The organism is Streptosporangium amethystogenes subsp. fukuiense (genome assembly GCF_042665875.1).
Lineage (GTDB): Bacteria > Actinomycetota > Actinomycetes > Streptosporangiales > Streptosporangiaceae > Streptosporangium > Streptosporangium fukuiense.
Map to the genome: position 1 here is coordinate 1,786,138 of NZ_JBHTEE010000001.1, position 22,719 is coordinate 1,808,856.

Sequence of the window (22,719 nt, forward strand, 5' to 3'; positions counted from 1 at the left end):
ACGGTCCCGGCGGACTGTGACACACCTCGGGCGCGGCGTCATACGGAGCGGTGCGGATCGGGCGCGGCGCGGACGGCGACAGCGTCCGCGGCGTGCTCCGACGTTCTTGACAGTGCCACCCGCAAAGGGAGAATCTGTTGCGGGAAGCGCACCGCGTTCCGGAATGTGCAACGACGGAGGTGTGTATGGCGGGCCAACGCGTTGTCATCATCGGAGCCGGTGTCGTCGGGGCGGCCCTGGCCGACGAACTCTCGGCGAAGGGCTGGGACGACATCACGGTCGTCGACCAGGGTGCCGTGCCCGCCACCGGCGGATCGTCCTCCCACGCGCCAGGGCTGGTGTTCCAGACCAACCCGTCCAAGACCATGACCGAGCTGGCCCGCTACACGGTCGAAAAGCTCGTCGCGCTCGACTGCTTCCTCCAGGTGGGCGGCCTGGAGGTGGCCACCACGCCCGAGAGGCTCGCCGAACTGCACCGCCGTCACGGCTGGGCCACCGCCTGGGGGCTCGAGGCGCGCCTGCTCACCCCCGAGGAGTGCGTGGAACACCACTCCCTGCTCGACAAGGCCAGGGTCCTCGGCGGGCTGTTCGTCCCGACCGACGGCCTGGCCGGAGCCGTGCGCGCCGTCGAGGTCCAGCTGGAGCGAGCACAGGAGCGGGGCGTACGCGTGCTGGACCGGCACGAGGTGCTGGACATCCGGGTCGAGGACGACCGGGTGGTGGCCGTCGTCACCGACCGGGGCGAGATCTCCGCCGACCTCGTGGTCTGCTGCGCGGGTATCTGGGGCCCCAGGATCGCGGGCATGGTCGGCATGGCGCTGCCGCTGACCCCCCTGGCCCACCAGCTCGCCTGGACCGGCCCCGTCCCCGCGCTCAGCGGGCAGAGCGCGGAGGCCGTCCGGCCGATCCTGCGTCACCAGGACGCCGACCTGTACTACCGGGAGCGGTTCGAGCGGCTCGGCATCGGCTACTACGGCCACCGCCCGATGCCGATCACCCCGGAGGAGATCCTCCCGGTCTCCGACGCCGAGGTCATGCCCTCGGTGCTGCCGTTCACCGGCGACGACTTCGCCCCCGCCTGGGCCGAGACACGGGCGCTGCTGCCCGCCACCGAGCAGGCGGTGCTCGAAGAGGGCGTCAACGGCCTGTTCTCCTTCACCACCGACAACATGCCGCTGCTCGGCCGGTCGCGCGACGTGCGGGGCTTCTGGGTGGCCGAGGCCGTGTGGGTCACCCACTCGGCGGGGGTGGGCCGGGCCATGGCCGAATGGCTGGCCGACGGCCACTGCTCCTCCTTCGACCTGCACGAGTGCGACGTCAACCGGTTCGAGGCCCACCAGCTGGCCCCCGAGTACGTGCGCACCCGTGACTGTCAGAACTTCGTCGAGGTCTACGACATCATCCACCCGCTCCAGCCGGCCGAGAACCTGCGCCCGCTGCGCACCAGCCCCTTCCACGCCCGCCAGCGCGAGCTGGGCGCGTACTTCCTGGAGGCCGCCGGCTGGGAGCGCCCCCAGTGGTACGAGGCCAACGCGCCACTGCTCGAAGGCCGCGACATCCCCCGGCCGAACGACTGGGCCGCCCGTTACTGGTCACCGATCGTCGGTGCCGAGGCTCAGGCCTCGCGCGAGGCCGTCGCGCTCTACGACATGAGTGCGCTCAAGCGGATCGAGGTCGCGGGCCGGGGAGCCGCCGCCTTCCTCCAGCGGATCTCCACCGGCGACGTCGACAAGTCCGTCGGCTCCGTCACCTACTGCCTGCTGCTCGACCACGACGGCGGTATCCGCAGCGACATCACCGTGGCCAGACTGGGCCGCGACCTGTTCCAGGTCGGCGCCAACGGCAACCTCGACCTCGACTGGCTCCACCGTCACCTGCCCGCCGACGGATCGGTCACCGTCACCGACGTCACGCCGGGCACCTGCTGCGTCGGCGTCTGGGGTCCGCGGGCCCGTGACGTCGTGGCCCCGCTGGCCGGTCCCGGTTTCGGCCCCGGCGGCTTCCGCTACTTCCGCGGTGCGCGCGCCCACGTCGGCACCGTGCCCGTCACCGCGCTGCGGCTCTCCTACATCGGGGAGCTGGGCTGGGAGCTCTACACGACCGCCGACATGGGCGCCAAGCTGTGGGACACCCTCTGGGAGGCCGGCCAGGCCCACGGGATCATCGCCGGAGGCCGGGGCGCCTTCAACAGCCTGCGGCTGGAGAAGGGCTATCGCTCCTTCGGCACCGACATGACCTACGAGCACGATCCCTACGAGGCCGGCCTCGGCTTCGCCGTGCGCAAGGCCGGCAGGGGCGACTTCATCGGCCGCGCGGCCCTGGCCGAGCGTGGCGCGGCGACCCGGCGCAGGCTGACCTGCCTCACCGTCGACGATCCCGCCGCCGTCGTCATGGGCAAGGAGCCGGTGTACGACGGCGGGTCCTGCGCCGGATACGTCACCAGCGCCGGATACGGCTACACGATAGGCAGGGGCATCGCCTACGCCTGGCTGCCCGCCGAGCTGTCCGTGCCGGGGCGAGAGCTGCACATCGGCTACTTCGACCGGCGGGTGAGTGCCGTCGTCGCCGAGGAGCCGCTCTACGACCCGGCGATGGAGCGGCTGCGCGGTTAGGCCGGTACGCGAGGAGGCGGGCCACTGTCCGTCGTGGGCGTGGCCCTCGCGCCTCTCCCCGGAGTGGTGATCACCCCCGGCGGTGCGGACACCGTTACGGCGCGGGGACCTCCCTCACCGGCTTCGAGCTCCAGGGACACCAGAGATTTCCGGGCAGGAACGCGCCGCCCGCCTCGTCGAGGTGGTCCTCGACGTATGTCATCGTGGCGTCGCACACCTCGATGGCCACGTCGAAGAAGCCCAGCGTGGCCGGGTCGAAGTGGTAGCTCCACCCGCAGTGACGCGGCAGGTGCGGAAAGCGGGGTCAACCGGCGTCGACGACGGCCGCGCCGATGTCCACGGCCATTGCGCGGCTTCCGGCCAGGAGACCACCGTCCACGGGCAGGTCGATCCCGTTGATCCACGATGCGCGGTCGCCCGCCAGGAACGCGACGGCCTCGGCGACGTCGTCCACGGTGCCGACCCGTCCCATCGGGTACCACGAGGCGGCCTTGTCCAGAGCGTGCGGATCGGTCGCGAGCCGCTCCTCCCAGATCGGGGTGGCGATGGTGCCTGGCGACACCGAGTTGACGCGCACGCCGTACGGTCCGTACTGGGCGGCCAGGCCGCGGGTGAGGTTGAGCAGCCCGGCCTTGGCCGCGCTGTAGGTGTCGTTGCCGAAGTAGCGGTGGCCGTTGACCGAGGCCACGTTGACCACGGCTCCCCGCCGGGCCTCGCGCATGCCGGGCAGGACCGCCTGGCACAGGCGGATCGCCCCGCCGAGGACGACGTCCACGTCGACCGACCAGACCGGTTCGGGCACGGACTCGAACTCGAGGTTGCTGCAGACGGCGGCGTTGTTGACCAGGACGTCCAGCGGGCCGTGGCGCGAGGTGATCGAGCCGATCGCCGAGCGGACGGACTTCTCCGAGCGCACGTCGAGGTGGACCGCCTCGGCGCCCTCGATGGTGGCCGCGGTCGCGCGCGCCGCGTCCAGGTCGACGTCGGTGACGATCACCGTGGCGCCGCCGGTATGCAGGACCCGTGCGATCGCCGCCCCGATCCCCCCGCCGGCGCCGGTGATCAGCGCGCGGCGCGGTGACGTCGCGTCCCGAGGACCAGATGACATGGATCTCCCTTTCTCCGCTGTGGCTCAGCCCTTGAGCGCGCCGGCCGTCAGCCCCTTGGTGATCTGCTTCTGCAGTACGGCGAATCCCAACAGTACGGGGGTGACCGTGATCATCATCCCGGCGAACAGCGTGGCCCAGTTGGTGCCGTAGTCGGCGGCCTGGCCCAGCTGGAACAGCCCGAGCGGCAGGGGCATCTTCTCCGGCGAGTGGATCAGCAGCAAGGCGTAGAAGAACTCGTTCCAGTTCTGCAGGAAGCTGATGATGGCGACCGACGCCAGTCCGGGCCCCATGAGGGGGAGGATCACCGAGATGAACGTGCGGGCCGGGCCGGCCCCGTCCATCGCCGCTGCCTCCTCCAGGTCGTACGGCAGGGTCTTCATGAAGCCGACCAGGACGAAGACGTTGAACGGCAGGTTGTAGGTGGCGTAGACGAGAACGAGCCCGAGCCGGCTGTCGAGGAGGCCGAGATCCTGCATGATCAGGTAGAGCGGCGCGAAGGTGACCATCCATGGGATCATCAGCCCGAGCAGGAACGTGCTGAGCACCACGCCGCTGAACCTGAAGGTGATCCGGGCCAGGGGATAGGCGGCGAACACGGCCAGCACGACGCCGATCGCGGTGGAGGCGACGCTGACGACCACGCTGTTGCCGAAGAACAGGCCGATGTTGGCCTGGTTCCAGGCGTTGACGTAGTTGTCCCAGCGCCAGGCGTCGGCGATCTGCCAGGGGGGTGAGGAGACGAACTCGCGGTTGGTCTTCATCGACACGTTGAAGACCCAGGCGTAGGCACTGATCGAGGACAGCGCGACCCCGCCGAGCAGCAGGTAGAAGAAGAGGTGGTGTGGACGGAAAGGGGCGCGAGGCCGGGATGGGCCACCCCTGCGCCTTGGGGCGGGGACGGGCGGGTGGGGCGTGACCGCGGGGCCGGCCGGGGTGGGGCGCTCGGTCAGGTCAGTACTGGAGGTCATCGCGCTTCATCACCTTGTTGAGGAGCTTGGCCACCGTCAGCATGACCACCACGAGTACGACGCCGATGGCCGCGGCATAGCCGAAGTCGGCCTGGTCGAAGGCGACGCGGTACATCAGGGTGCCGACGGTGTCGGTCGAGCCGAAGGGACCGCCTCCGGTCATGATGTAGACGAAGGCGAACGTCTGCAGGCTCTGAACCACCCACAAGATGGCGAGCATGCGCATGAGGTCGAGCATCATCGGCAGCATGATGCTCCAGAACACCCGCCACTCGCCCGCCCCGTCGATGCGCGCGGCCTGCAGGACGTCGGTGGGCAGCCGTTCGAAGCCGGCACACAGCAGGACGATCCAGATGCCGATGCCGTGCCACACGGACACGAACGTCACGGCGGCCAGCGCGGTGGAGGGGTCGCCGAGCCAGATCTTGGCCAGGGCGCCCAGTCCCATGGACTCCAGGGTGGGGTTGATCAGGCCGAGGGTGGGGTGATAGAGGAACTTCCACATCAGCGAGACGACGGCGACCGACAGGACCACCGGGGCGAACACCACGAACCTGAAGAAGCGTTCGCCGTGGATTCGCTGCGACAGGGCCCAGGCGATCGCCATGGCGGGCGGGAACAGCATGCCACTGCCGATGAGGGTGAGCAGGAACGTGTTCTTGAGCGAGTTGAAGAAGGCGGGATCACCTGTCAGCAGGCGATACTGGTCGATCCCGACGAATCGCATCGTCCCCGTGCGGGAGAACTCGTTCAGCGACAGGTCCACCGTTTTGATCAACGGGTAGAGGAAGAAGATCCCCAGTAGCGCGAGCGCGGGTAGCAGGAAGGGGATGATGATGCGTCGCTGGGCCGCCTTGAGCATGTGACCTCCGGGGTTCACATCCGCCGCGGGCTCCGCCACGGGAGCGGAGCCCGGAAGGCGGGTTCGGTTGACGGGGTTCAGTTGCCGTGGACCCGGCGCAGTCCCCTGTCGAGGTTGTCGAGAGCCTGCTGGGCGTCCTGCTTGCCGAAGAGCAGCTTGGCGATCTCGGGATAGACGATGTCCTTGGCCTTGGACTCCATCAGGCCGTAGTAGCTCGCCTGGAGCCGGTCGGCCTTGGCCACGACGTCGGAGATGCCCGGCAGGCCGGGAGGGCTCGCCACCCCCTTGACCCCGGAGACCTCGCCGATCTCGTTGGCCCTGCGGGTCTGGGTCTCCACGCTGGTGACCCGGCGGATCCACTCCAGTGAGAGCGGGATGTTCTCGCTCTTCGCGGATACCGACATCAGCTGGGCGGCGGCGAGCATGCTCGCCTGGTCGCCGGTCCCGCCGGCCACGGTCGGGAACTGCAGGACGCCCAGTTCGAAGTCCTCGGGGATCACGTCGGCCATCTCGCTGACGAGCCAGCTGCCCATGAGGATCATGCCGGCCTTGCCCTGGAAGAACTGGGCCTGGGCGGCGGTGAAGTCGGTGCCCTCGAAGCCCTTGAGGAAGCCCTTCCTGTCACGTAGGTCCTGGAGCATCTGCAGTCCCTTGAGGAATCCCGGATCGTCGGTGATGTTCCCCTTGCCCTCGGTGAGGATGTCGTGGGCCTTGTCATAGCCGACGGTGCGCAGCCAGATGTTGTCGCTCCACATGCCCATATAGGGCTCGAACAGGCCGGTGACCGCGATCGGGTCCACGCCTGCGGCCTTGAGCCCGTCGGCGGCCTTGGTCAGGTCGTCCCAGGTGGCGGGCGGGGTGATGTTGTGCTTTTTGAAGAGCCCCGCGTTGTAGAACAACACCTGCAGGGACAGCTCGGAGGGGACGCCGTAGATCTTCTTGGTCGCCGGGTGCTCCATGAACTGCATGACCGCCGGGCTGAACTGGTCCAGCCAGGGCTTGCCGGTGCTCGTGTCGACCTGGTCCAGGTAGGGCTTGAGATCGAGCAGGGCGCCGCTGTCGGCCCACTCCAGCAGCGCCGGGTTGGTGCCGTCGAACATCGTGTAGTCGACGTCCAGCCCGTCGCCCGCGCGCCACCTCTGCTCCAGGGCCGGGCGCGCCTTGGTGTTGGCGAAGGTCGGCTTCAGATCGGCGCCGGCGTGGTCCTTCTCGATCCCGGCGGCGATGTCCTCCATGAACTTCAGGGAGGGGGTGCCGACGGCGGGGAGCACGCCGACCTCGATCGGCCCGCCCTTGATGTCCTGCTGCCAGCTCTTGGCGTCGGGCGCCTTCGCGGTGGCCTGGTTCGTGCCGTCTCCACCGCCTCCGCCGCACGCGGTCAGAGCCAGGCAGGGAACGACGACCAAACCAGCCAGCAACTTGTGTGCAATTTTCACCGCGGGACCTCCATTCTTAGTGATATCGGGTTTTGTGTCCGTATTTCTAGGCTTTCGTCCCATTGATCAGTCCCGTCTGGACAGATCGGGTAGTAGATCCGCGAACTCCTGGAGGAACACCTCGATCCGGCGGAGCTCCTCGGCGTCGAGCACGTGGGCGGGCCTGCGGCAGTGGGCGCTGTCGATGAGGCCCCGGCGGAACGAGATCTGCTTCTCGGCGGCGATGATGAGCTCGGTGTCGAGCATCCAGTACGAGATGTACGGCAGCAGCCGCCGGTGCAGGTCCTCGCCCCCCGCCTCGTCGCCCGAGGTGAGCCGACGCCAGATCTCGACGTAGATCTCGGTGAAGGAGCATCCGGGCTGGCTGCCCACCGCACCACGCCGCCAGGCGTCTGGGAGTTGCACTCCGGCGTAGCCCTCAAGCGAGGTCACCGGCGGGTCGAGGGCGGCCAGTTCGCCGATGAGCCGCCCGGGCGGGTTGGACTCCACCTTGACCAGCCGGAGGTTCGGGTGGGCGCGCACCAGGTCGGCGATGGTGGCCGCGTCCAGGCTGCTCCCCGTCTCGTTCGGGGCGTACTGCAGTACCACCGGGGTCGGGGCGACCGCCGCCAGGACCGCCGTCACATGCTCGATCTGGGAGCGGCGCGAGGGGCTGAGAAAGTGCGGCGCCAGCAGGTTGATCAGGTCCGCCCCGGCGGCCACGACCTCGCGGGCCCGGGTGACGGCCATCCGGGTGGTGTGGTCCTGCACCGCGACGATCGCGGCGAGGTCCTCCCGGTGGGCAGTCCGCCGCAGGAGGATTCCGGTCAGCTCGCGGCGCTCGTCCTCGGTGAGTTTGTAGTACTCCGAGGCGAACCCGGGAAACATCACGCTCGTCACACCTGTGCCGAGGACGTGGTCGACGACCCGGCCGAATCCCTCGAAGTCGACATCTCCGGCGTCGGTGAACGGAACCGCGAGAACGGGCGAGATCCCCCGGACCAGGGTCGAGGCGTCAGTGAGGCCACCGCCGTCGAGAGGAGTCGCCACGGGTGAGGCACTCGTCTGGACGTTCATTCGCCCTCCTGTCTCAATGAAGCTTGATGTACGAAATACCGAAAATATTTTCTTAAATAGGAACGATAGACGCCCAAGTCCTCCCACGACAAGGGGTCATGGGAGGAGGAGGCGGATGTCAGCCGAGCGAAGGGCCCAGAAGGCGCATGATGGTGCCGCCGAGCACCTCGCGTCGCGCGTCGCCGTCGATCGGCCAGTCCAGCACCCGGCCCAGCTCGGAGCGCGGCACCGCGTAGGGGGCGTCGGTGGAGAAGACCAGCCGCGACGGGCCGATCTGCGGATCCCGGCCCAGCTCGGCCAGGACGGTGTCCCACGGCGCATAACTGGTGTCGCCGTAGAGGTTCGGCGCGTAGCGCAACGCCGGCGCCGCGTCGATCCAGAAATCGGTGGCACCGCTGCGGCCCATCACGAACGGCGTCTCCGGCCGGCGTCGGGCCAGGCTGGCCAGAGGCAGCGGCAGCGCGCTCGGGGGAGTGCCGGTGCGGACGTAGACGAGCCAGTTCGCCTCGGCCGCGAAGTCCAGCAACGGGTCCAGGAGTCCGTCGAGAAGATCGAATCCCTGAAGCACGCTGTCCACGTTGAGAGCGCGGGCACCGGCGTCCCTGGCACGTTCCAGCTCCTCCACGGCCGCTCGCCCACGCCATGGATTGGCGACCGCGTACGGGATCAGCCGTCCCTTCGAGGCCTCCGCGGCCGCGGCCACCCGCTCGTTGCCGACCCGGTTGTCGTAGGCGATACAGCGTTCGTCCGGTGCCACCAGGGCCACGTCGATGCCCAGTGAGTCCATCGTCGCGATCAGCTGATCGACCTCCAGGCCGGCCTCACGTCCCTGCCCCAGCCGTACATGCGCGTCAACGATCAACGGGTTCTCCCACGGTCAGGCCGAGGGCGGAGAGCGCGTCGGCGTGGATGATCTGTTCGATGAGTTCGGCCGGCACGCGTGGCAGCGCGGTACCCTCCAGGATCCTGTTGACGCCGCGCAGCCCCGCCATCGCCTCGCCGGTGTTGGCGATCGGGTAGTCCGAGCCGAGCAGGAGCTTGTGCGTGCACCCCCACTCGACCGCGGCCAGCAGCGACTCGTAACAGACCCACGGCCGCAGATAGATCGAGGAGACGTCGGCGTAGACATGGGGGTGCTTGCGGATCGTCGCCACGGTCTCCTTACCCCAGGGATGGCCCATGTGGGCCATGACGATGCGCAGCTCGGGAAAGCGCAGCGCGACCTCGTCGGTCACCAGAGGGTAGGTGTAGCGCAGCGGCGCCGCACGGATCGGTGACGCCCCCTGATGAAAGAGGATGGGCAGCGCGTTCTGCTCGCAGTAGGCGTAGAACGCCAGCGCGGGCTCCCCGAGTGGATCGAAGTTCTGGTAGTTCGGGCCGAGCTTGACGCCGACCAGTCCCATCTCACGACATCGCTCGGCCTCCTCCAGACAGTCGGCGGACGTGGGGTCGACGGACATGAACCCGATGCGGCGGGCGGGATCGTTCGCCACGAACTCCGCGGTCGCGTCGTTGGTACGTTCCGGAGCGTGCGGTATGCCGGTCGCGGCGGCCGGATCGGCCACCGCGATGTTGAACACGATCGCGATGTCCGCCGCGGACATGGCGCTGTCGAAGTCGGCCCAGCTGTTCGTGGTGACGACGGGACGGTCGGTGCGCCAGGAGGTGAAGACGCACGCCTCCTCGGCCGGCACCGCGTCACGATGGGTTGGAGTGTGGGCGTGAACATCGACGATCATTGGAATTTCCTCATCAGGTCCGCTCGTGGCCGGACTCCCAGTCCGGGTGAGTCTCCGAGCTTGACGCGGCGTCCGTCGCTGTCCAGTGGCTCGGCGAGGATGTCCTCGGTGTAGTAGTGCGCGCCGATGATGTCGGAGGGGAACTCCGGTGACAACGCCGGCAACGCGCAGGCGACGTGGAGCTGTGCGGCGGCGCCGATGCCCAGCTCGCCGTTGGAGCCCAGGAGCGTGTCGACCCCGAAGGACGAGGCGAGCCGCCCCATCTCCACGGCGCGCCCGGGCCCGCCGCTCTTGCCCACGTACAGGCTGACGCAGTCGGCGGCCTCGGCCCGTACGAGCGCGGCCAGGTCGGCCAGGCCGAAGACCGACTCGTCGGCGATCACCGGCAGGCCGAGGTTTCGTAGTTGCCGCATGCCGTCCAGATCGGCCGGTGCGACCGGTTGCTCGACGAACGAGACGCCCTGTTGGGCCAGCGCGGGGATCGCCCGGGCCGCCTGGCTGCGCGTCCACCCTCCGTTGGCGTCGGCCCCCAGGAAGGCCCCGGGACCGGCGAGCTCCCGGGCACGGGACACCCGGGCGACGTCACCGGCGACGCCGAGCCCGACCTTGACCTTGAACGCCTGGAATCCGGCCCCGGTCGCCGCCCGGAAGACCGAGTCCAGCGCCGCGGCGTCGCCGGACAGCGAGAGCTTGATCGGGACCTCGTCGCGGTACGGGCCGCCGAGCGCCACGGTGAGCGGGACGTCGAGAGTCCGGGCGAACGCGTCCCACAGCGCGATGGACACGCCCGCCTTGGTGAACGGATTGCCCGCGAGCAGCCGGTCCATCAGGAGCTCCAGGCCGCCGACCGGTGCGAGCGGCCGGCCCACCAGGGCGGGGGCCAGGATCTCGCGGATGAAATGAGCGGAGCTGACGCCGTCCTCGCCGCTCCACAGCGGTGTCGCGCTGACCTCGCCGTACCCTTCGACGCCGGTGCTGGTCACCACGCGGACCAGTAGGAAGTCCGAACGGGCGTGGGTTCCTCTGGCGCCGGTGACGACCAGGTCCGGATGTACCTGGAGGCTGATCGCCGCGGTGTGGACCGCGGCGACGGTCGGTCTCACCGCCCCGCCAGCAGTGCGCGGGGGTTGTCGACCAGCATCGCCCGGCGCTGTGCGTCGGTGATTCCCCACCCGTCGATCTCGGCCACCCGGGCCACCGCGTAGTCCTGGCTCTTGCGGTCCGACAGCCCGGCGTCGGTGCCGAACAGGACCTTGTGGGAGGGCGCCCGGGAGAGGATCTCGCGCGCCGCGTAGGGCGGCGTGCCGCAGATACAGATGTAGAGGTTCGGGGTCTCGATGGTGAGGGCGAGCGACTCCCGCCAGGTGTCGTGCAGACCGGCGTGCCCCAGGACGACCGGCAGGGAGGGGTGCCGCCGGGCCAGAGCCGCGATCTGACCGCCGGTGGAGTAGGGCGGTGTCCCGTCATGGCTGAGCAGGATGCCGCCGCTCTGGGCGAGGACGTCACAGATCGGATCGAGCGCCGGCTCGTGCATGCTGAAGCCCTGTAGCCACGGATGCAGCTTGAGACCGCGCAGCCCGAGCCCGTTGAGCATGCGGTCGACCTCTTCGGGGGCGTCCGCGCGGCGTGGGTGCACGGTCCCGAAGCCGGCGAGCCGGTACGGGTACTGCCCGACGAACGCGGCGAGGTCGTCATTGGTCTCGGGAGTGGCGTCGAAGAGGCCGTCGTGGCTGAGGACCACCGCCTGGTCGATGCCGGCCGAGTCCATGAAGGCGACGAACTCGTCCGCGCCGAACGTGACGCCGCCCAGCCAGCTGGTGGTGCGCCAGGTGGGGGTGTGGGTGTGGAAGTCGATCACAGGACGCCCGCCAGCTCGACCAGGCGGTCCGCCGCCCGGCCGACGAGGTCCTCCAACCGCCGTTCGCCCTCGTCGGCCTGAGCCAGTTCGGGCCGGTCGGTGAAGCCGTCGATCCGGCGCCACACGGACTCGGAGTGCAGGTCCACCCCCCGGACGGTCACGACCTCGGGCACCTGGGGCCGGGGGGCGCGCGGGCCGACCAGGTCGGGCCGGAGGGCCAGGATCATCGAGGTCTCGAACTCCCCGGCGTGTCCTGGCACCGGCGGCTCGCCTTCGGTGTCGGCGAGCCGCCAGTAGTCCAGGTGTGCGACGGACAGGTCGAACCGGGTCGAGCCCGCGGCGGCCGCGGCGTGGCAGACCCCGACGTTGCCGCCGTGCCCGTTGAGCAGGACCACCCGCCGCCCACCCTGCGCCGCGATCGAGCGCAACAGGTCGCAGATCACGGCCAGCAGCGTCTCCGGTGACAGGGAGAGCGTCCCGCCGTAGGGCAGGTGGTGATCCGAGGCACCCCAGGCGATCGCGGGGGTGACGATCAGCGGCCTGTCGCTACGGCCGGCCGCCGCCATCGTCGCGCCGTCGGCGACCGCGGCGGCGATGAGGGCGTCCGTCGAGGTCGGCAGGTGCGGCCCATGTTGTTCGGTCGCGCCGACCGGGATGACGACGACGGCTCCGGGCAGGTGCCGCCTTAGCTGGTCACGATCCGTTTCGGACCATCGCAGAGCTACCGACACATCAAACATCCTTCGATATATCGTATTTATTTCCGATACATCGAATCTTAGGAGCCGACGAGCTCGGATGGCAATGACCCGTTCCGACATCCGAGCCGCCGGGAGATCACGATGCCGAGATGGACGACGCCCGCCGCGGCGGCGTCACGCCGGTCGCCGACGAAGTCCCGGGCGAAACCGGTCACTCCGACGGCCCCGGTGATCCGGCCCTCGGCGTCGAAGAACGGCGCGGCCAGACAGGAGATCTCGGCCTGCTCCTCTTCCTCCTCGATGGCGTAGCCGTCGGCGCGCACCCTCTCCAGCAGTTCCATGAACGCCTTCGAGCTGGACTCCCGGGCCCGCGGTCCCTGTCCGGCCGCCAGTCGCGGCAGCAGGGTGGCGAGTTCGTCGGCGGGCAGGTGGGCCGCGATGGCCCGGCCCAGCGCGGTCAGGTCGAAGGGGGCGACCTTGCCCGGATAGGTGTCGAACTGGATGAAACCCGGGGTCGCGGCCTTGGCCACGTAGACCACCGACGCGCCGTCCAGGACCCCGATGTGGACGGGCATCCCCAGCTCCTCGGCGAGCGCGCGCATCTCGGCGGTCGCGATCTGCGACAGGTCGACCTTGCGCACCAGCTGGCTGGCCAGACTGTAGAGCCGCAGCGTGGGACGCCAGAAGTGACTGCGCCCGACCACCCGGCGGGTGGCGTACCCGCGGTGCTCCAGGGTGTAGACGATGCTCGCGCAGGTCGCCAGCGGGATGCGGGTCACCTTGGCCAGCGCCGTCAGTGTGAGGTCCTCGTCGGCCGTCACCAGCTGCTCAAGGACGGTCAGCGTGCGGTCCACACCCGGAGACGCCGGGCGCTCCGCCCCACTGCCACCATCAGACATCGATCGGTCCTACCTTTCGGCTCGTCGTTCCCGTGCTTCGCGGCACCGGCGTCGGTGGCTGCCCCTCGGAACGGGGTTCGATATTCTGATATTCCGATAATAGTTTCATGATATCGAAAAGATGGGATTCATGAGCGCCGAACACACGAACCCGGGGCCGGCCGTTTCCGGTGTCGTAGCCATCATCCGCCTGCGTGAGGACGAACCCGACGACGCCATCGCGACCGCCCTGCTGGACGGCGGAGTGGAGGTCATGGAGGTGACCCTGCCCACCCCCGGGGCCCTCGCCGCCATCCGCCGCTGGAACACCCACCCCGACATTCTCGTCGGAGCCGGAACCGTGCGTACCGCCTGCGACGCCGACGCCGCGATCGCCGCGGGTGCCCGCTTCCTGGTCACCCCCACGACCATGCCGGACGTGCTGGCCGTCGCCCATGCCGCCGGCATACCGGTGGCGTGCGGTGCGCTCACCCCGACCGAGATCGACCTGGCCCGGCGGCACGGCGCCGCCGCGGTCAAGGTCTTCCCCGTCTCCGCCCTCGGCGGCGTCGACTACCTGCGGGCCGTGCGCGAACCGCTCGACGACGTTCCCCTGCTGCCGACCGGCGGGGTGAGAGTGGAAGACCTCGTCCCCTATGCCCGGATGGGGTGTGTCGGCGTCGGCGTCGGCGGCGCGCTCGTCTCGGCGGACCTCGTTGCGGACCGCCGTTGGGAGACGATGACCGAACGCGCGGGCGCCTTCGCCGCGGCGTGGCACGAAGGGCTGGTACGGCGAGATGCCTGACGTCCTGACACTCGGTGAGGTCATGGCCTGCCTGCGGGCCGACGGCCAGGTCCGGCTCGGGGGAACCGCCCGGATGAGCGTCGCGGGCGCCGAGGCCAACGTCGCCATCGGCCTGACCCGGCTGGGGCACGACGTCGTGTTCGTCGGTGCCGTCGGGCCCGACCAACTCGGGGAGCTCGTACGGCGCACCCTGCGCGCCGAGGGGGTCGGCATTGACGCGATCCGTACCGACCCGGCGCAGACCGGCATCGTGGTCTTCGAACAGCGCGTCGCCGGGCTGACGCGGGTGGACTACCACCGGCATGGCTCGGCCGGCGCGAGGCTCTCCGTCTCCGACGTGGCGGAGGCGTTCGAGGCGATCCCGGCCCCACCGCGGATCCTGCACATCACCGGGGTGACCCCGGCCCTCGGAGAGGGCCCGGAGCGGGCCGTGCGCGCCGCGGTGCGCCTGGCCAGGGCCGCCGGCGCGAGAGTCTGCCTGGACGTCAACCACCGCAACCGGCTCTGGTCCGAGACCCTGGCCCGCCAGGTGCTGACCGAACTGGCCGCCGAGGCCGACATCGTCATCGCCTCCGACGACGAGCTCCCCCTCGCCGCGGCCGGTGACGACGAGGCGAGCAGGGTACGGACGCTGCTCGCCGGGGGAGTGGCCGAGGTCGTCGTCAAGCGCGGGCCGGCCGGCGCCACGGTGTTCACCGCCGACCAGACGCTCACCCTTCCGGCCAGGCCCGTCACCGCCGTCGATGTGATCGGCGCCGGGGACGCCTTCGTCGCCGGATACCTCTCCGGGCTGCTGGACGGCCTGCCGCTGGACGGACGGTTGGCGCGGGCGATCACCACGGGAGCCTTCGCGGTCGGTGGTCACGGCGACTGGGAGGGAGCGCCGACCCGCGCCGAGCTGTCCATGCTCGACCTGCCGGACGGCACGGCGGTCCGATGAGGGCAGGTCACACGACGTAGCGCACACCGTGGCGTCCGGTGGCCGCGGGCAGGCGGGTCCACGTCATAGGTGAGCTCGGACTCCGGCGACATGGCGTGCCTCAAGCCCGCCGGGGGAGGGCAGCCGCGCGGCGCCGCCGATCCGCCTGCCGCCACCCGCTGCCACCGGATCCTGACACCGCTCAGCATGAGTTTCATGCCGTCCGTCTGACAAATCCCATGCGGGTGGATTGTTGCTTACCGTGACGCACCCCCTTGCCTTTCCCGGATACCGGTGTCACAGTTTCCAATTATCGATACTCCGAATATATCTTCGGAATATCGAAAATCCTTCCCCCCTGTCATCACGTCCGGCACCGATGCTGTGCGAGTGCCGTTCGAGGAGGCTGTCCAAGTGACTGAACCATCCAGGCGCCGAATGCTCCAGATGACCGGCGGAGCCGTCGTCGCCGGAGGCGCGTTGGCCGCCACGACCCCCCTGACCGGACTGCCGGCCGCGCACGCCGACACGTTCGTGCCGACCCCCTTGGCCGCGACCGACCCTGAGCCGAACGTCGAGCGCTCCAAGCACTGGTGGCCGGCGCAGCGCAACGTGTGGACGCCCATCGGCTGGAAGGGCCACCTCTTCCGGTTCAACGTCGTCTACAACGGCGCGCTCATCTGCGACCCCAGTTGGGTCTTGGCGGCCAAGCCCAACACCCAGCCCTGGCACGGGAAGAACTTCCAGACGACCGTCGTCATGCCCATGCGCGGCGGCGGCTTCCGGCCCTTCCCGACCTTCCAGTACGAGGTCTGGGACGACGACCTCGGCCAGGGCAAGCAGGGCTGGGAGGAGGACAGCGACGCCCCGGTCCTGTGGACCGAACACCGCCGCCAGGAGGGCCTGGTCATCAAGCAATCGGTGTTCGCGCACGTCCCGGGGGAGCAGACCGTCCAGACGGCGACCGAGCCGATCTACTCCTGGACCCGTTTCGAGGTCACCCACGTCGACCCGGTCAACGCGGTCAAGGACTTCGTGTTCCAGCTCTGGCTCAGTGGCTCGTACATGAAGCCCGCGGGGCCGTATCAGGACGAGGACGGTGTGCCGCTCACCGTCTTTCCAGGGACGGCGCCGATCCTCGCCGGCCTGACGATGGGACGGGTGTGGAACCCGACCGGCAAGCCCATCACGGTGCCCATCACCGACAACGAGGGCAACGTCAAGGTCATGGTGACCACCGCCGACAAGGGCTCCATCGCCATGACCGAGAACAAGGTCAAGGGCGTGTACGACCTGCGGCTCGGCCTGCCCGCGACGGTCGGGGCCTACGTCGACGTGCTGATCCCGATGATTCCCGCGCCGCTCGCCGACGCCAAGGCCGAGGCCGCGCTCGGCCGCGACGCGGCGCTCGCCAAGTGCCAGGCGTTCTGGAAGGAGAACGCGGCGTCCATCGCCGTGGTCGACACTCCGGAGAACTACATCAACCAGGTCGTGCGCCGCGGTCCGCAACTCGCTCAAGTGGTCGCGGAGAAGAGCCCCGACACCGGGTTGTTCACGTTCCTGTCCGGCTCGTACGCCTACGACGTGCTGTGGAGCACGCCGACCTCCATGGTCAGCCACATGTTCATGGATCGGCTCGGCTACCACGACGTCGTCGAGAACCACATCGAGATCTACGCGGCCACCCAGGGAACGCGGACGCCGCCCGGCTCGGTCTTCGCCGGGGGAACCTACCCGGGATACCTGTCGACCCCGAAGACGCTGCAGGCCATCGACTGGATCAGCGACCACGGCGCGATCCTGGAGATCCTGTCGGTTCACGCGCTGCTGACCAACCGGCCGGCGTTCATCGCCAAGTGGACCGATGTCATCGTCAAGGCCTGCGACTACATCGTCCAGGCCTGCGGGCTCACCAACCACGGCGGCGTCCAGGGCCTGATGCCCCCCGGTCACTCCACCGACGAGGGTGTCGAGACCCAGGGCTTCATCAGCCAGTGCTTCACCTACAAGGGGCTCACCTCCGCCGTCGAATTCCTGCAGCGGATCAAGCACCCCCGAGCAGCCGAGTTCGCCACGTTCGCGAACACCTTCCGTACGACGTTCGTCCAGGCCGTTCGTGACCTCGCCGACCGGTCTGCGAAGTGGACCGACGCCAAGGGCAGGCAGTGGCCGGTCTTCCGGCCGCAGTTCGCGGGCGAGGGTGTCTGGGACGCCTTCACCATGCTCGACACCGGCGCCCTGATGTCGGTGTGGGCCGGGCTGATGCCGGCCTCCGACCCGATGATGAAGTCGTTCGTCGAGTTCTTCCGGGTCGGCCCCAACACCCTGCTGTTCGACGCGGTGCACCACAACGCGCTGGACCGTGCCGTCCTCGACCACGAGCAGTCCTCGGCCGAGCCCTGCTACAGCTGGAACATGTTCCACACCTGGCAGCTGGGGGAGCGGGCGCCTTTCATCGAGGGGTTGTACGGCCTGCTCACCGGCGGCCTCTCGCAGGACACCTACATCTCCAGCGAGCACCGCAACGCGATCTACGGCAACCTCTTCTCCCACCCCATCATCACCTGGTCGCTCCTTCACGCGGTCATCGACGACAGCCTTGTCCCGAACCAGTTGCAACTGCTGCGGCTCTGCCCGCTGGAGTGGCTGTCGGGCAAGAAGCAGACCCGCTTCGAGAAGGTCCCGACCAAGTTCGGGCCGGTCACGCTGCGCTTCAAACTGGAGGGCGGCCGCGATCGCGACGACGACCGTAGCGGCCACGACACGCTCAAGGTGGAGTTCAGCGGTGACTGGCACCACAAGCCGGGGCGCGTGATCGTCGAGACACCGCCGCTACCGGGACTGAAGTGGATCGTCGTGAACGGAAACAGGTACCGCGCCGGAAGAAGGATTGAACTCTGATGACGACGTCGATTCGGGCGACCGCAGTCGCCGCGGTCCTCGCCCTCGCGGTCCTTACCGTCGCCCCGGCCGCGCACGCGGCGCCCGGCGACGACCGCGAGCGGCCTGCCCCCGTTCCCACCGAGTCCTATCACTCCGGCAAATCCGGTAAGCCCAGCAAGCCGGGCAGAGTCAGGACCAAGAAGTGGGATGTCAGCGGCCTCCGCGCCAAGGTGCTCACCACGGCCCCCGAGCCGACCGCCCGCGCGGGTGCGTCCCGCGCCGCCGCGCCCCCGGCGCCGACGGCGAACGACGTCACCGGCGACGGCCGGGCCGACCTGGTCGCCCAGTTGTCCGGCGCCGACGCCGGAGCGCTGCGCGTCTACACCGGCAACGGGGCCACCGCCTCCAACCCGTGGGAGACGACCTACACCGCGACTCCGCCGCAGTGGGAGTTCGCCGACACCCTGATCATCGCCGACGTCACCGGCGACAACCGCGTCGACGTCGTCGTGCGCGACCCTTCGGTGAACAACGGCACGCTTTACGTCTACCCCAACGACGGCTCCGGCTCGGCGAACCCGTGGCCCAGCCGTTTCGCCGCCGGTACCGGATGGAACATCGTCGACCGGATCCTCGTCGGCGACGTCACCGGTGACGGCAAACCCGACCTGCTGGCGCGCAACCCCGTCGAAAGCAGCGGAACCCTCTACGTCTACCCGAACAACGGCTCGGTCACCTCCAACCCATGGACCCGGTCTCCGATCTGGTCGGGCAACGGGTGGAACCTCGCCCAGATGATGATGCTCGACGACGTCACCGGCGACGGCAAACCCGAAGTCGTCGCACGCGACACCACCGGAGCCCTCCTGGTCTACCCGCACAACGGGTCGACCACGTCGAACTTCTGGACCTCGATCGTGCACGGGAGCACCGGCGGCTGGAGCAGCGCCGACCGGCTGTCCATGGACGACGTCACCGGCGACGGGCGTCCGGACGTGATCTCACGGGACCCCTCCGGAGCCCTGTGGATCCACCCCTGGCAGAGCGCCACGGCGGGCTCGATGTGGTCGCCGACCACCCGCTTCGCCGCGGGCACCGGCTTCGAGTACGCACTCGACGTCGTGACCGGGGACGTGACCGGCGACGGCAAGCCCGACCTGGTCGCCCATGTCGCCCGCAGTGGTGACCTCTGGCTTCTGCCGAACACCAAGGCTGCCACCGGCAATCCCTGGCCCGACCGGGTCACCGCCGGCACCGACTGGGGCTTCGCCTCGCAGATCCTCCTCGCCGACGTCAACGGCGACCACCTTCAGGACGTGCTCGCGGTCGACAAACGCCTGTCCAACGGCACCCTGTGGATCTACCTCAACAACGGGTCCACGACCGGCCTGCGCTGGACCACCCGCCACTTCGGCGGAACCGGCTGGAACATCTTCAACCACCTGATGGCCGGGGACGTCACCGGCGACGGCCGCGCCGACCTCGTCGGACGCGACAGTGCCGGCGACATGTACGCCTACCCCGGCAACGGATCCACCACCGCCTTCCCCTGGACGCCGCGCGCGTGGGTCGGCAGCAACTGGCAGACGGCCACCCGGCTCGCCCTGGGTGACATGGACCGCGACGGCATCGCCGATCTCGTCGACCTGGAGAACGACGGGTCCCTGTGGGTCTTCCCGACCGGCGCGTCAACCGATCCGATCGTGATTCCGGGCGACTGGACCGGAACGCGGTCGCTCGGCCTGGGCCACGTGACCGGGAGCTCCGGGCCGGACCTGGTGGTCGGCGACGCCTCCGGCGGACTGTCGATCTACGCCAACAACGGCGCCACCTCGGGCAACCCCTGGTCCAGCGCCCCCAGATCGGGCGGGACAGGCTTTCAGGGCGCGATCTCCCTGGTGCTTTAGGGACCCGTGACACACCCCTTGCCGGGAAAACCGCCGGTCACCCGGCGACGGCACCCGGTCGACCTTCGGAGTCGGCGTCGGCCATCGAGAGGAATCAGGCATGACAGATCATATGAAGGTGGGTATCCACACCGACCAGGCTCCGCCCCCCCGAGGCGCCTACTCCCAGGCGGTCGTCGTCGGAGATCTCGTCCACACCGCGGGCTTCGGGCCGGTCGACCCGGTGACCCGGACGATCGTCGGCGACGACGTCGCCGAGCAGACCCGCCAGACGCTGCACAACGTCGCGGCCGCGCTGCGGGCCGCGGGCTCGGACCTGCAGGACGTCGTCAAGGTGACCGCGCACCTGGCCGACATCGACAACGACTGGGACGGCTTCGACACGGCCTACCGCGAGTTCTTCGACGAACCGCGCCCGGCTCGCACGACCGCCGGATCCAGCCTCGGCGGAATCCTCGTGGAGATCGACGTCGTCGCGGTCAAGGGCAGCCGCCGACGGTCCTGATCCTCACGACGCGCGCGCCGAGCCGGCCTCGGGGCCATCGGCGCGCGCGGTGAGGAGGGCCAGGCGGACACGCTCTGTCCGGCCAGGTCCGCGACCGCTCGAATGATCAAGCGTTTTCGCTGACCTTCAAGTGTCGCCGCGACCGTCGTCCTGGTGCTCGTCGGCATGATCGTCGGACGCAGTGGGGCGACCCCGCGCTACCCCGCCTACCGGTGGTGGCGACCGCCTGCCCCGCCGCTCGCCATGCCCGGCTCGCATTCACTCCGTCGGTGCGCGACAGACAGCGGCAGCACGGCGGCCACACCGCCGGTGCGGCACCTTTTCGACGGCCGAACCCGGGAGGGGTGCCCCGGGGCCGTGGTCCACAAGCCGAAACTGTCGGTGCCGGACGCGATGATGGGATCATGACCGACGCACTCCCCGGCACTCTTCTCGCCGATCAGACCGCCTACGCCGAAGCCGTTCAGCTCGCTCTGGACGCCGCCGCGGCCTACTACGGCGACGGCACGTCCGCGCTGGACGACGACGCCTACGATCGGCTGGTCCGGGGCATCCAGGCTTATGAGGACGAGCATCCGGACGAGGTGCTGCCGACCTCGCCGACGGGCAAGGTGGCCGGTGGTGCGGTGGTCGGCGACGTGCCGCACACGGTGCCGATGCTGAGCCTGGACAACGTCTTCGGCGCCGAGCAGCTGGCCGACTGGGCCGCGTCGCTGGAGCGCAGGCTGGGCCGGCCGGTCACGGCGTGGAGCGTGGAGCCGAAGCTCGACGGGCTGGCGATCGCCGCGCGTTACCGTGGCGGGCGGCTGGCGCAGCTGGTCACCCGGGGGGACGGCGTCGCGGGTGAGGACGTGAGTCACGCGATCGGCACCATCGTGGGGCTGCCCGCCAGGCTGGCCGAGCCGGTCACGGTGGAGTTGCGCGGTGAGGTGATGATGACCGCGTCGCAGTTCGAGCAGGCGTGCGTCAAGCGCCAGGCGCACGACGGCACCACGTTCGCCAACCCGCGCAGCGCCGCCGCCGGCACACTGCGCGCCCAGGACCGGCCGTACGTGTGCGAGCTGACGTTCTTCGGCTACGGCGCGCTGCCACACCCCGACGACGCCTCCGAGCCGGCCGTGCGGCTGCGCGAGCTGCCGCACAGCGAGGTCATGGCCTGGGTCGCCGGACAGGGCGTGCAGACTCCCGCCGTCACCGACGTCGGCGGGATCGTCGCCGCCACCCTGGAACAGGTTCAGCAGCGGGTCGAGCAGATCGCCGCCAAGCGGGCCGATCTGGCCTTCGGCATCGACGGCATCGTGATCAAGTGCGATCTCGCCGCCGACCAGGCACAGGCCGGCTTCAGCTCGCGCGCGCCCCGGTGGGCGATCGCCTACAAGCTGCCCGCCACCGAGAAGATCACCAAGCTGATCGGTGTCGAGTGGAACACCGGCCGCACCGGCGTCATCGCCCCGCGCGCCGTGCTGGAGCCGGTCGAGCTCGACGGCAGCATCGTCACCTACGCGACCTTGCACAACGTCGCCGACATCACCCGCCGCGGCCTGATGCTCGGCGACTCCGTGGTCGTCTACAAGGCCGGAGACGTGATCCCCCGGGTCGAGGCGCCGGTCGTGCACCTGCGCACCGGCGACGAGCGGCCGATCGCGATCCCGCAGGTCTGCCCGTCCTGCGGCGACGCGATCGACGCCTCCCAGGAGCGGTGGCGGTGCGTACGCGGGCGTGCCTGCCGTGCGATCGCCTCCATCGGATATGCGGCCGGTCGCGACCAGCTCGACATCGAGGGCCTGGCCGAGAACCGCATCCAGCAGCTACTGGACGCCGGGCTGATCGCCGATTTCGCCGACCTGTTCTATCTGACCCGTGAGCAGGTGCTGGGCCTGGAGCGGATGGGCGCCACCAGCACCGACAACCTGCTGGCCGCCATCGAGCGGGCCAAGGCGCAGCCGCTCAGCAGGGTGTTCTGCGCGCTGGGCGTGCGCGGCACCGGCCGGTCCATGAGCCGCCGCATCGCCCGGCACTTCGGCAGCATGGACGCCGTCCGCGCGGCCGACGCCGAGGCGATCCAGGCGGTGGAGGGCATCGGCCCGGAGAAGTCACCGGTAGTGGTGGCCGAGCTGGTCGAACTCGCCGATCTCATCGACAAGCTGGTCAAGGCCGGGGTCACCATGACCGAGCCGGGCTGGACGCCACCCGCCGACCCCGGTGCCGAGCCGGGCGGCACGTCCGGGCTGCCGCTGGCCGGGATGTCCGTCGTGGTCACCGGTGCGATGAGCGGGGCGCTGGAGGAGCTGACCCGCAACCAGATGAACGAGCTGATCGAACGGGCCGGAGGCAGATCCTCCTCCAGCGTCTCGAAGAAGACCAGCCTGCTGGTGGCCGGGGAGAAGGCCGGCTCCAAGCGGACCAAGGCCGAAAGCCTGGGCGTGCGGATCGTCGACCCTGAGGAGTTCGCCGGCCTCGTCGGCCCGTTCATCTGACTCG

At 69.6% G+C, this 22,719-nt stretch carries 19 protein-coding genes; 7 read left to right on the forward strand and 12 right to left on the reverse strand.

What is annotated here, in order from left to right:
- Positions 1-185: 185 nt before the first annotated feature.
- Positions 186-2,612, forward strand: a complete 2,427-nt coding sequence (locus ACFQVD_RS07565; protein ID WP_343967181.1) for a GcvT family protein — start codon at positions 186-188, stop codon at positions 2,610-2,612.
- Positions 2,613-2,706: 94 nt separating this feature from the next.
- Here the strand turns inward: ACFQVD_RS07565 and ACFQVD_RS44850 are convergent, their stop codons facing one another.
- The 12 genes from ACFQVD_RS44850 to ACFQVD_RS07620 all read right to left on the reverse strand — a co-directional run bounded on the left by ACFQVD_RS44850 (position 2,707) and on the right by ACFQVD_RS07620 (position 13,240).
- A complete protein-coding gene (locus tag ACFQVD_RS44850; protein ID WP_425580386.1) occupies positions 2,707-2,901 on the reverse strand; it encodes a BP74-related protein in 195 nt (64 codons plus the stop codon).
- Positions 2,902-2,916: 15 nt separating this feature from the next.
- Complete coding sequence (locus tag ACFQVD_RS07570; protein WP_343967183.1) at positions 2,917-3,720, reverse strand: SDR family NAD(P)-dependent oxidoreductase; 804 nt, start codon at positions 3,718-3,720, stop codon at positions 2,917-2,919.
- A 24-nt stretch (positions 3,721-3,744) separates the two neighbouring features.
- On the reverse strand, positions 3,745-4,689 hold the full coding sequence (locus ACFQVD_RS07575; protein ID WP_343967185.1) for a carbohydrate ABC transporter permease: 945 nt from the start codon (positions 4,687-4,689) through the stop codon (positions 3,745-3,747).
- A complete protein-coding gene (locus ACFQVD_RS07580) occupies positions 4,673-5,551 on the reverse strand; it encodes a carbohydrate ABC transporter permease (protein ID WP_343967187.1) in 879 nt (292 codons plus the stop codon). Before ACFQVD_RS07580 ends, ACFQVD_RS07575 begins: the two co-directional genes overlap by 17 nt.
- 77 nt (positions 5,552-5,628) lie before the next feature.
- Positions 5,629-6,987 carry an ABC transporter substrate-binding protein gene (locus ACFQVD_RS07585; RefSeq protein ID WP_343967189.1) on the reverse strand — a complete coding sequence of 453 codons (1,359 nt, stop codon included), beginning with the start codon at positions 6,985-6,987 and terminating at the stop codon, positions 5,629-5,631.
- A gap of 66 nt (positions 6,988-7,053) precedes the next feature.
- Entirely contained in the window at positions 7,054-8,043 is a 990-nt protein-coding gene (locus tag ACFQVD_RS07590) for a dihydrodipicolinate synthase family protein (protein ID WP_343967191.1), read from the reverse strand.
- Positions 8,044-8,161: 118 nt separating this feature from the next.
- On the reverse strand, positions 8,162-8,905 hold the full coding sequence (locus tag ACFQVD_RS07595) for an amidohydrolase family protein (protein WP_343967193.1): 744 nt from the start codon (positions 8,903-8,905) through the stop codon (positions 8,162-8,164).
- Positions 8,895-9,782, reverse strand: a complete 888-nt coding sequence (locus ACFQVD_RS07600) for an amidohydrolase family protein (RefSeq protein WP_343967195.1) — start codon at positions 9,780-9,782, stop codon at positions 8,895-8,897. The genes ACFQVD_RS07595 and ACFQVD_RS07600 overlap by 11 nt, the downstream gene beginning before the upstream one ends.
- Positions 9,779-10,885, reverse strand: coding sequence for a mandelate racemase/muconate lactonizing enzyme family protein (locus ACFQVD_RS07605; RefSeq protein ID WP_386270712.1), 1,107 nt, complete (start codon positions 10,883-10,885; stop codon positions 9,779-9,781). Before ACFQVD_RS07605 ends, ACFQVD_RS07600 begins: the two co-directional genes overlap by 4 nt.
- Positions 10,882-11,640 carry an amidohydrolase family protein gene (locus ACFQVD_RS07610; protein WP_343967199.1) on the reverse strand — a complete coding sequence of 253 codons (759 nt, stop codon included), beginning with the start codon at positions 11,638-11,640 and terminating at the stop codon, positions 10,882-10,884. The genes ACFQVD_RS07605 and ACFQVD_RS07610 overlap by 4 nt, the downstream gene beginning before the upstream one ends.
- Entirely contained in the window at positions 11,637-12,371 is a 735-nt protein-coding gene (locus ACFQVD_RS07615; protein WP_343967202.1) for a creatininase family protein, read from the reverse strand. Before ACFQVD_RS07615 ends, ACFQVD_RS07610 begins: the two co-directional genes overlap by 4 nt.
- A gap of 47 nt (positions 12,372-12,418) precedes the next feature.
- Positions 12,419-13,240 carry an IclR family transcriptional regulator gene (locus tag ACFQVD_RS07620; protein ID WP_343967205.1) on the reverse strand — a complete coding sequence of 274 codons (822 nt, stop codon included), beginning with the start codon at positions 13,238-13,240 and terminating at the stop codon, positions 12,419-12,421.
- Between the two features lie 130 nt (positions 13,241-13,370).
- Here ACFQVD_RS07620 and ACFQVD_RS07625 point away from each other — a divergent pair, with 130 nt between their 5' ends.
- The 6 genes from ACFQVD_RS07625 to ligA all read left to right on the forward strand — a co-directional run bounded on the left by ACFQVD_RS07625 (position 13,371) and on the right by ligA (position 22,715).
- Complete coding sequence (locus tag ACFQVD_RS07625; RefSeq protein ID WP_343967207.1) at positions 13,371-14,024, forward strand: bifunctional 4-hydroxy-2-oxoglutarate aldolase/2-dehydro-3-deoxy-phosphogluconate aldolase; 654 nt, start codon at positions 13,371-13,373, stop codon at positions 14,022-14,024.
- Positions 14,017-14,964 carry a sugar kinase gene (locus tag ACFQVD_RS07630; RefSeq protein ID WP_343967209.1) on the forward strand — a complete coding sequence of 316 codons (948 nt, stop codon included), beginning with the start codon at positions 14,017-14,019 and terminating at the stop codon, positions 14,962-14,964. The genes ACFQVD_RS07625 and ACFQVD_RS07630 overlap by 8 nt, the downstream gene beginning before the upstream one ends.
- Positions 14,965-15,357: 393 nt before the next feature.
- Positions 15,358-17,844, forward strand: a complete 2,487-nt coding sequence (locus ACFQVD_RS07635; protein ID WP_343967211.1) for a hypothetical protein — start codon at positions 15,358-15,360, stop codon at positions 17,842-17,844.
- A complete protein-coding gene (locus tag ACFQVD_RS07640; protein ID WP_343967213.1) occupies positions 17,844-19,733 on the forward strand; it encodes an FG-GAP repeat domain-containing protein in 1,890 nt (629 codons plus the stop codon). The genes ACFQVD_RS07635 and ACFQVD_RS07640 overlap by 1 nt, the downstream gene beginning before the upstream one ends.
- A 100-nt stretch (positions 19,734-19,833) precedes the next feature.
- Positions 19,834-20,238 carry a RidA family protein gene (locus ACFQVD_RS07645; protein ID WP_343967216.1) on the forward strand — a complete coding sequence of 135 codons (405 nt, stop codon included), beginning with the start codon at positions 19,834-19,836 and terminating at the stop codon, positions 20,236-20,238.
- Positions 20,239-20,642: 404 nt separating this feature from the next.
- Positions 20,643-22,715 carry an NAD-dependent DNA ligase LigA gene (ligA, locus tag ACFQVD_RS07650; protein WP_343967218.1) on the forward strand — a complete coding sequence of 691 codons (2,073 nt, stop codon included), beginning with the start codon at positions 20,643-20,645 and terminating at the stop codon, positions 22,713-22,715.
- The last annotated feature ends 4 nt before the right edge of the window (positions 22,716-22,719 follow it).

Coding starts and splice junctions, on each gene's coding strand:
- ACFQVD_RS07565 (WP_343967181.1), top strand. CDS start 186: ATGGCGGGCCAACGCGTTGTCATCATCGGAGCCGGTGTCGTCGGGGCG.
- ACFQVD_RS07570 (WP_343967183.1), bottom strand. CDS start 3,720: ATGTCATCTGGTCCTCGGGACGCGACGTCACCGCGCCGCGCGCTGATC.
- ACFQVD_RS07575 (WP_343967185.1), bottom strand. CDS start 4,689: ATGACCTCCAGTACTGACCTGACCGAGCGCCCCACCCCGGCCGGCCCC.
- ACFQVD_RS07580 (WP_343967187.1), bottom strand. CDS start 5,551: ATGCTCAAGGCGGCCCAGCGACGCATCATCATCCCCTTCCTGCTACCC.
- ACFQVD_RS07590 (WP_343967191.1), bottom strand. CDS start 8,043: ATGAACGTCCAGACGAGTGCCTCACCCGTGGCGACTCCTCTCGACGGC.
- ACFQVD_RS07600 (WP_343967195.1), bottom strand. CDS start 9,782: ATGATCGTCGATGTTCACGCCCACACTCCAACCCATCGTGACGCGGTG.
- ACFQVD_RS07620 (WP_343967205.1), bottom strand. CDS start 13,240: ATGTCTGATGGTGGCAGTGGGGCGGAGCGCCCGGCGTCTCCGGGTGTG.
- ACFQVD_RS07625 (WP_343967207.1), top strand. CDS start 13,371: ATGAGCGCCGAACACACGAACCCGGGGCCGGCCGTTTCCGGTGTCGTA.
- ACFQVD_RS07630 (WP_343967209.1), top strand. CDS start 14,017: ATGCCTGACGTCCTGACACTCGGTGAGGTCATGGCCTGCCTGCGGGCC.
- ACFQVD_RS07640 (WP_343967213.1), top strand. CDS start 17,844: ATGACGACGTCGATTCGGGCGACCGCAGTCGCCGCGGTCCTCGCCCTC.
- ACFQVD_RS07645 (WP_343967216.1), top strand. CDS start 19,834: ATGACAGATCATATGAAGGTGGGTATCCACACCGACCAGGCTCCGCCC.
- ligA (WP_343967218.1), top strand. CDS start 20,643: ATGACCGACGCACTCCCCGGCACTCTTCTCGCCGATCAGACCGCCTAC.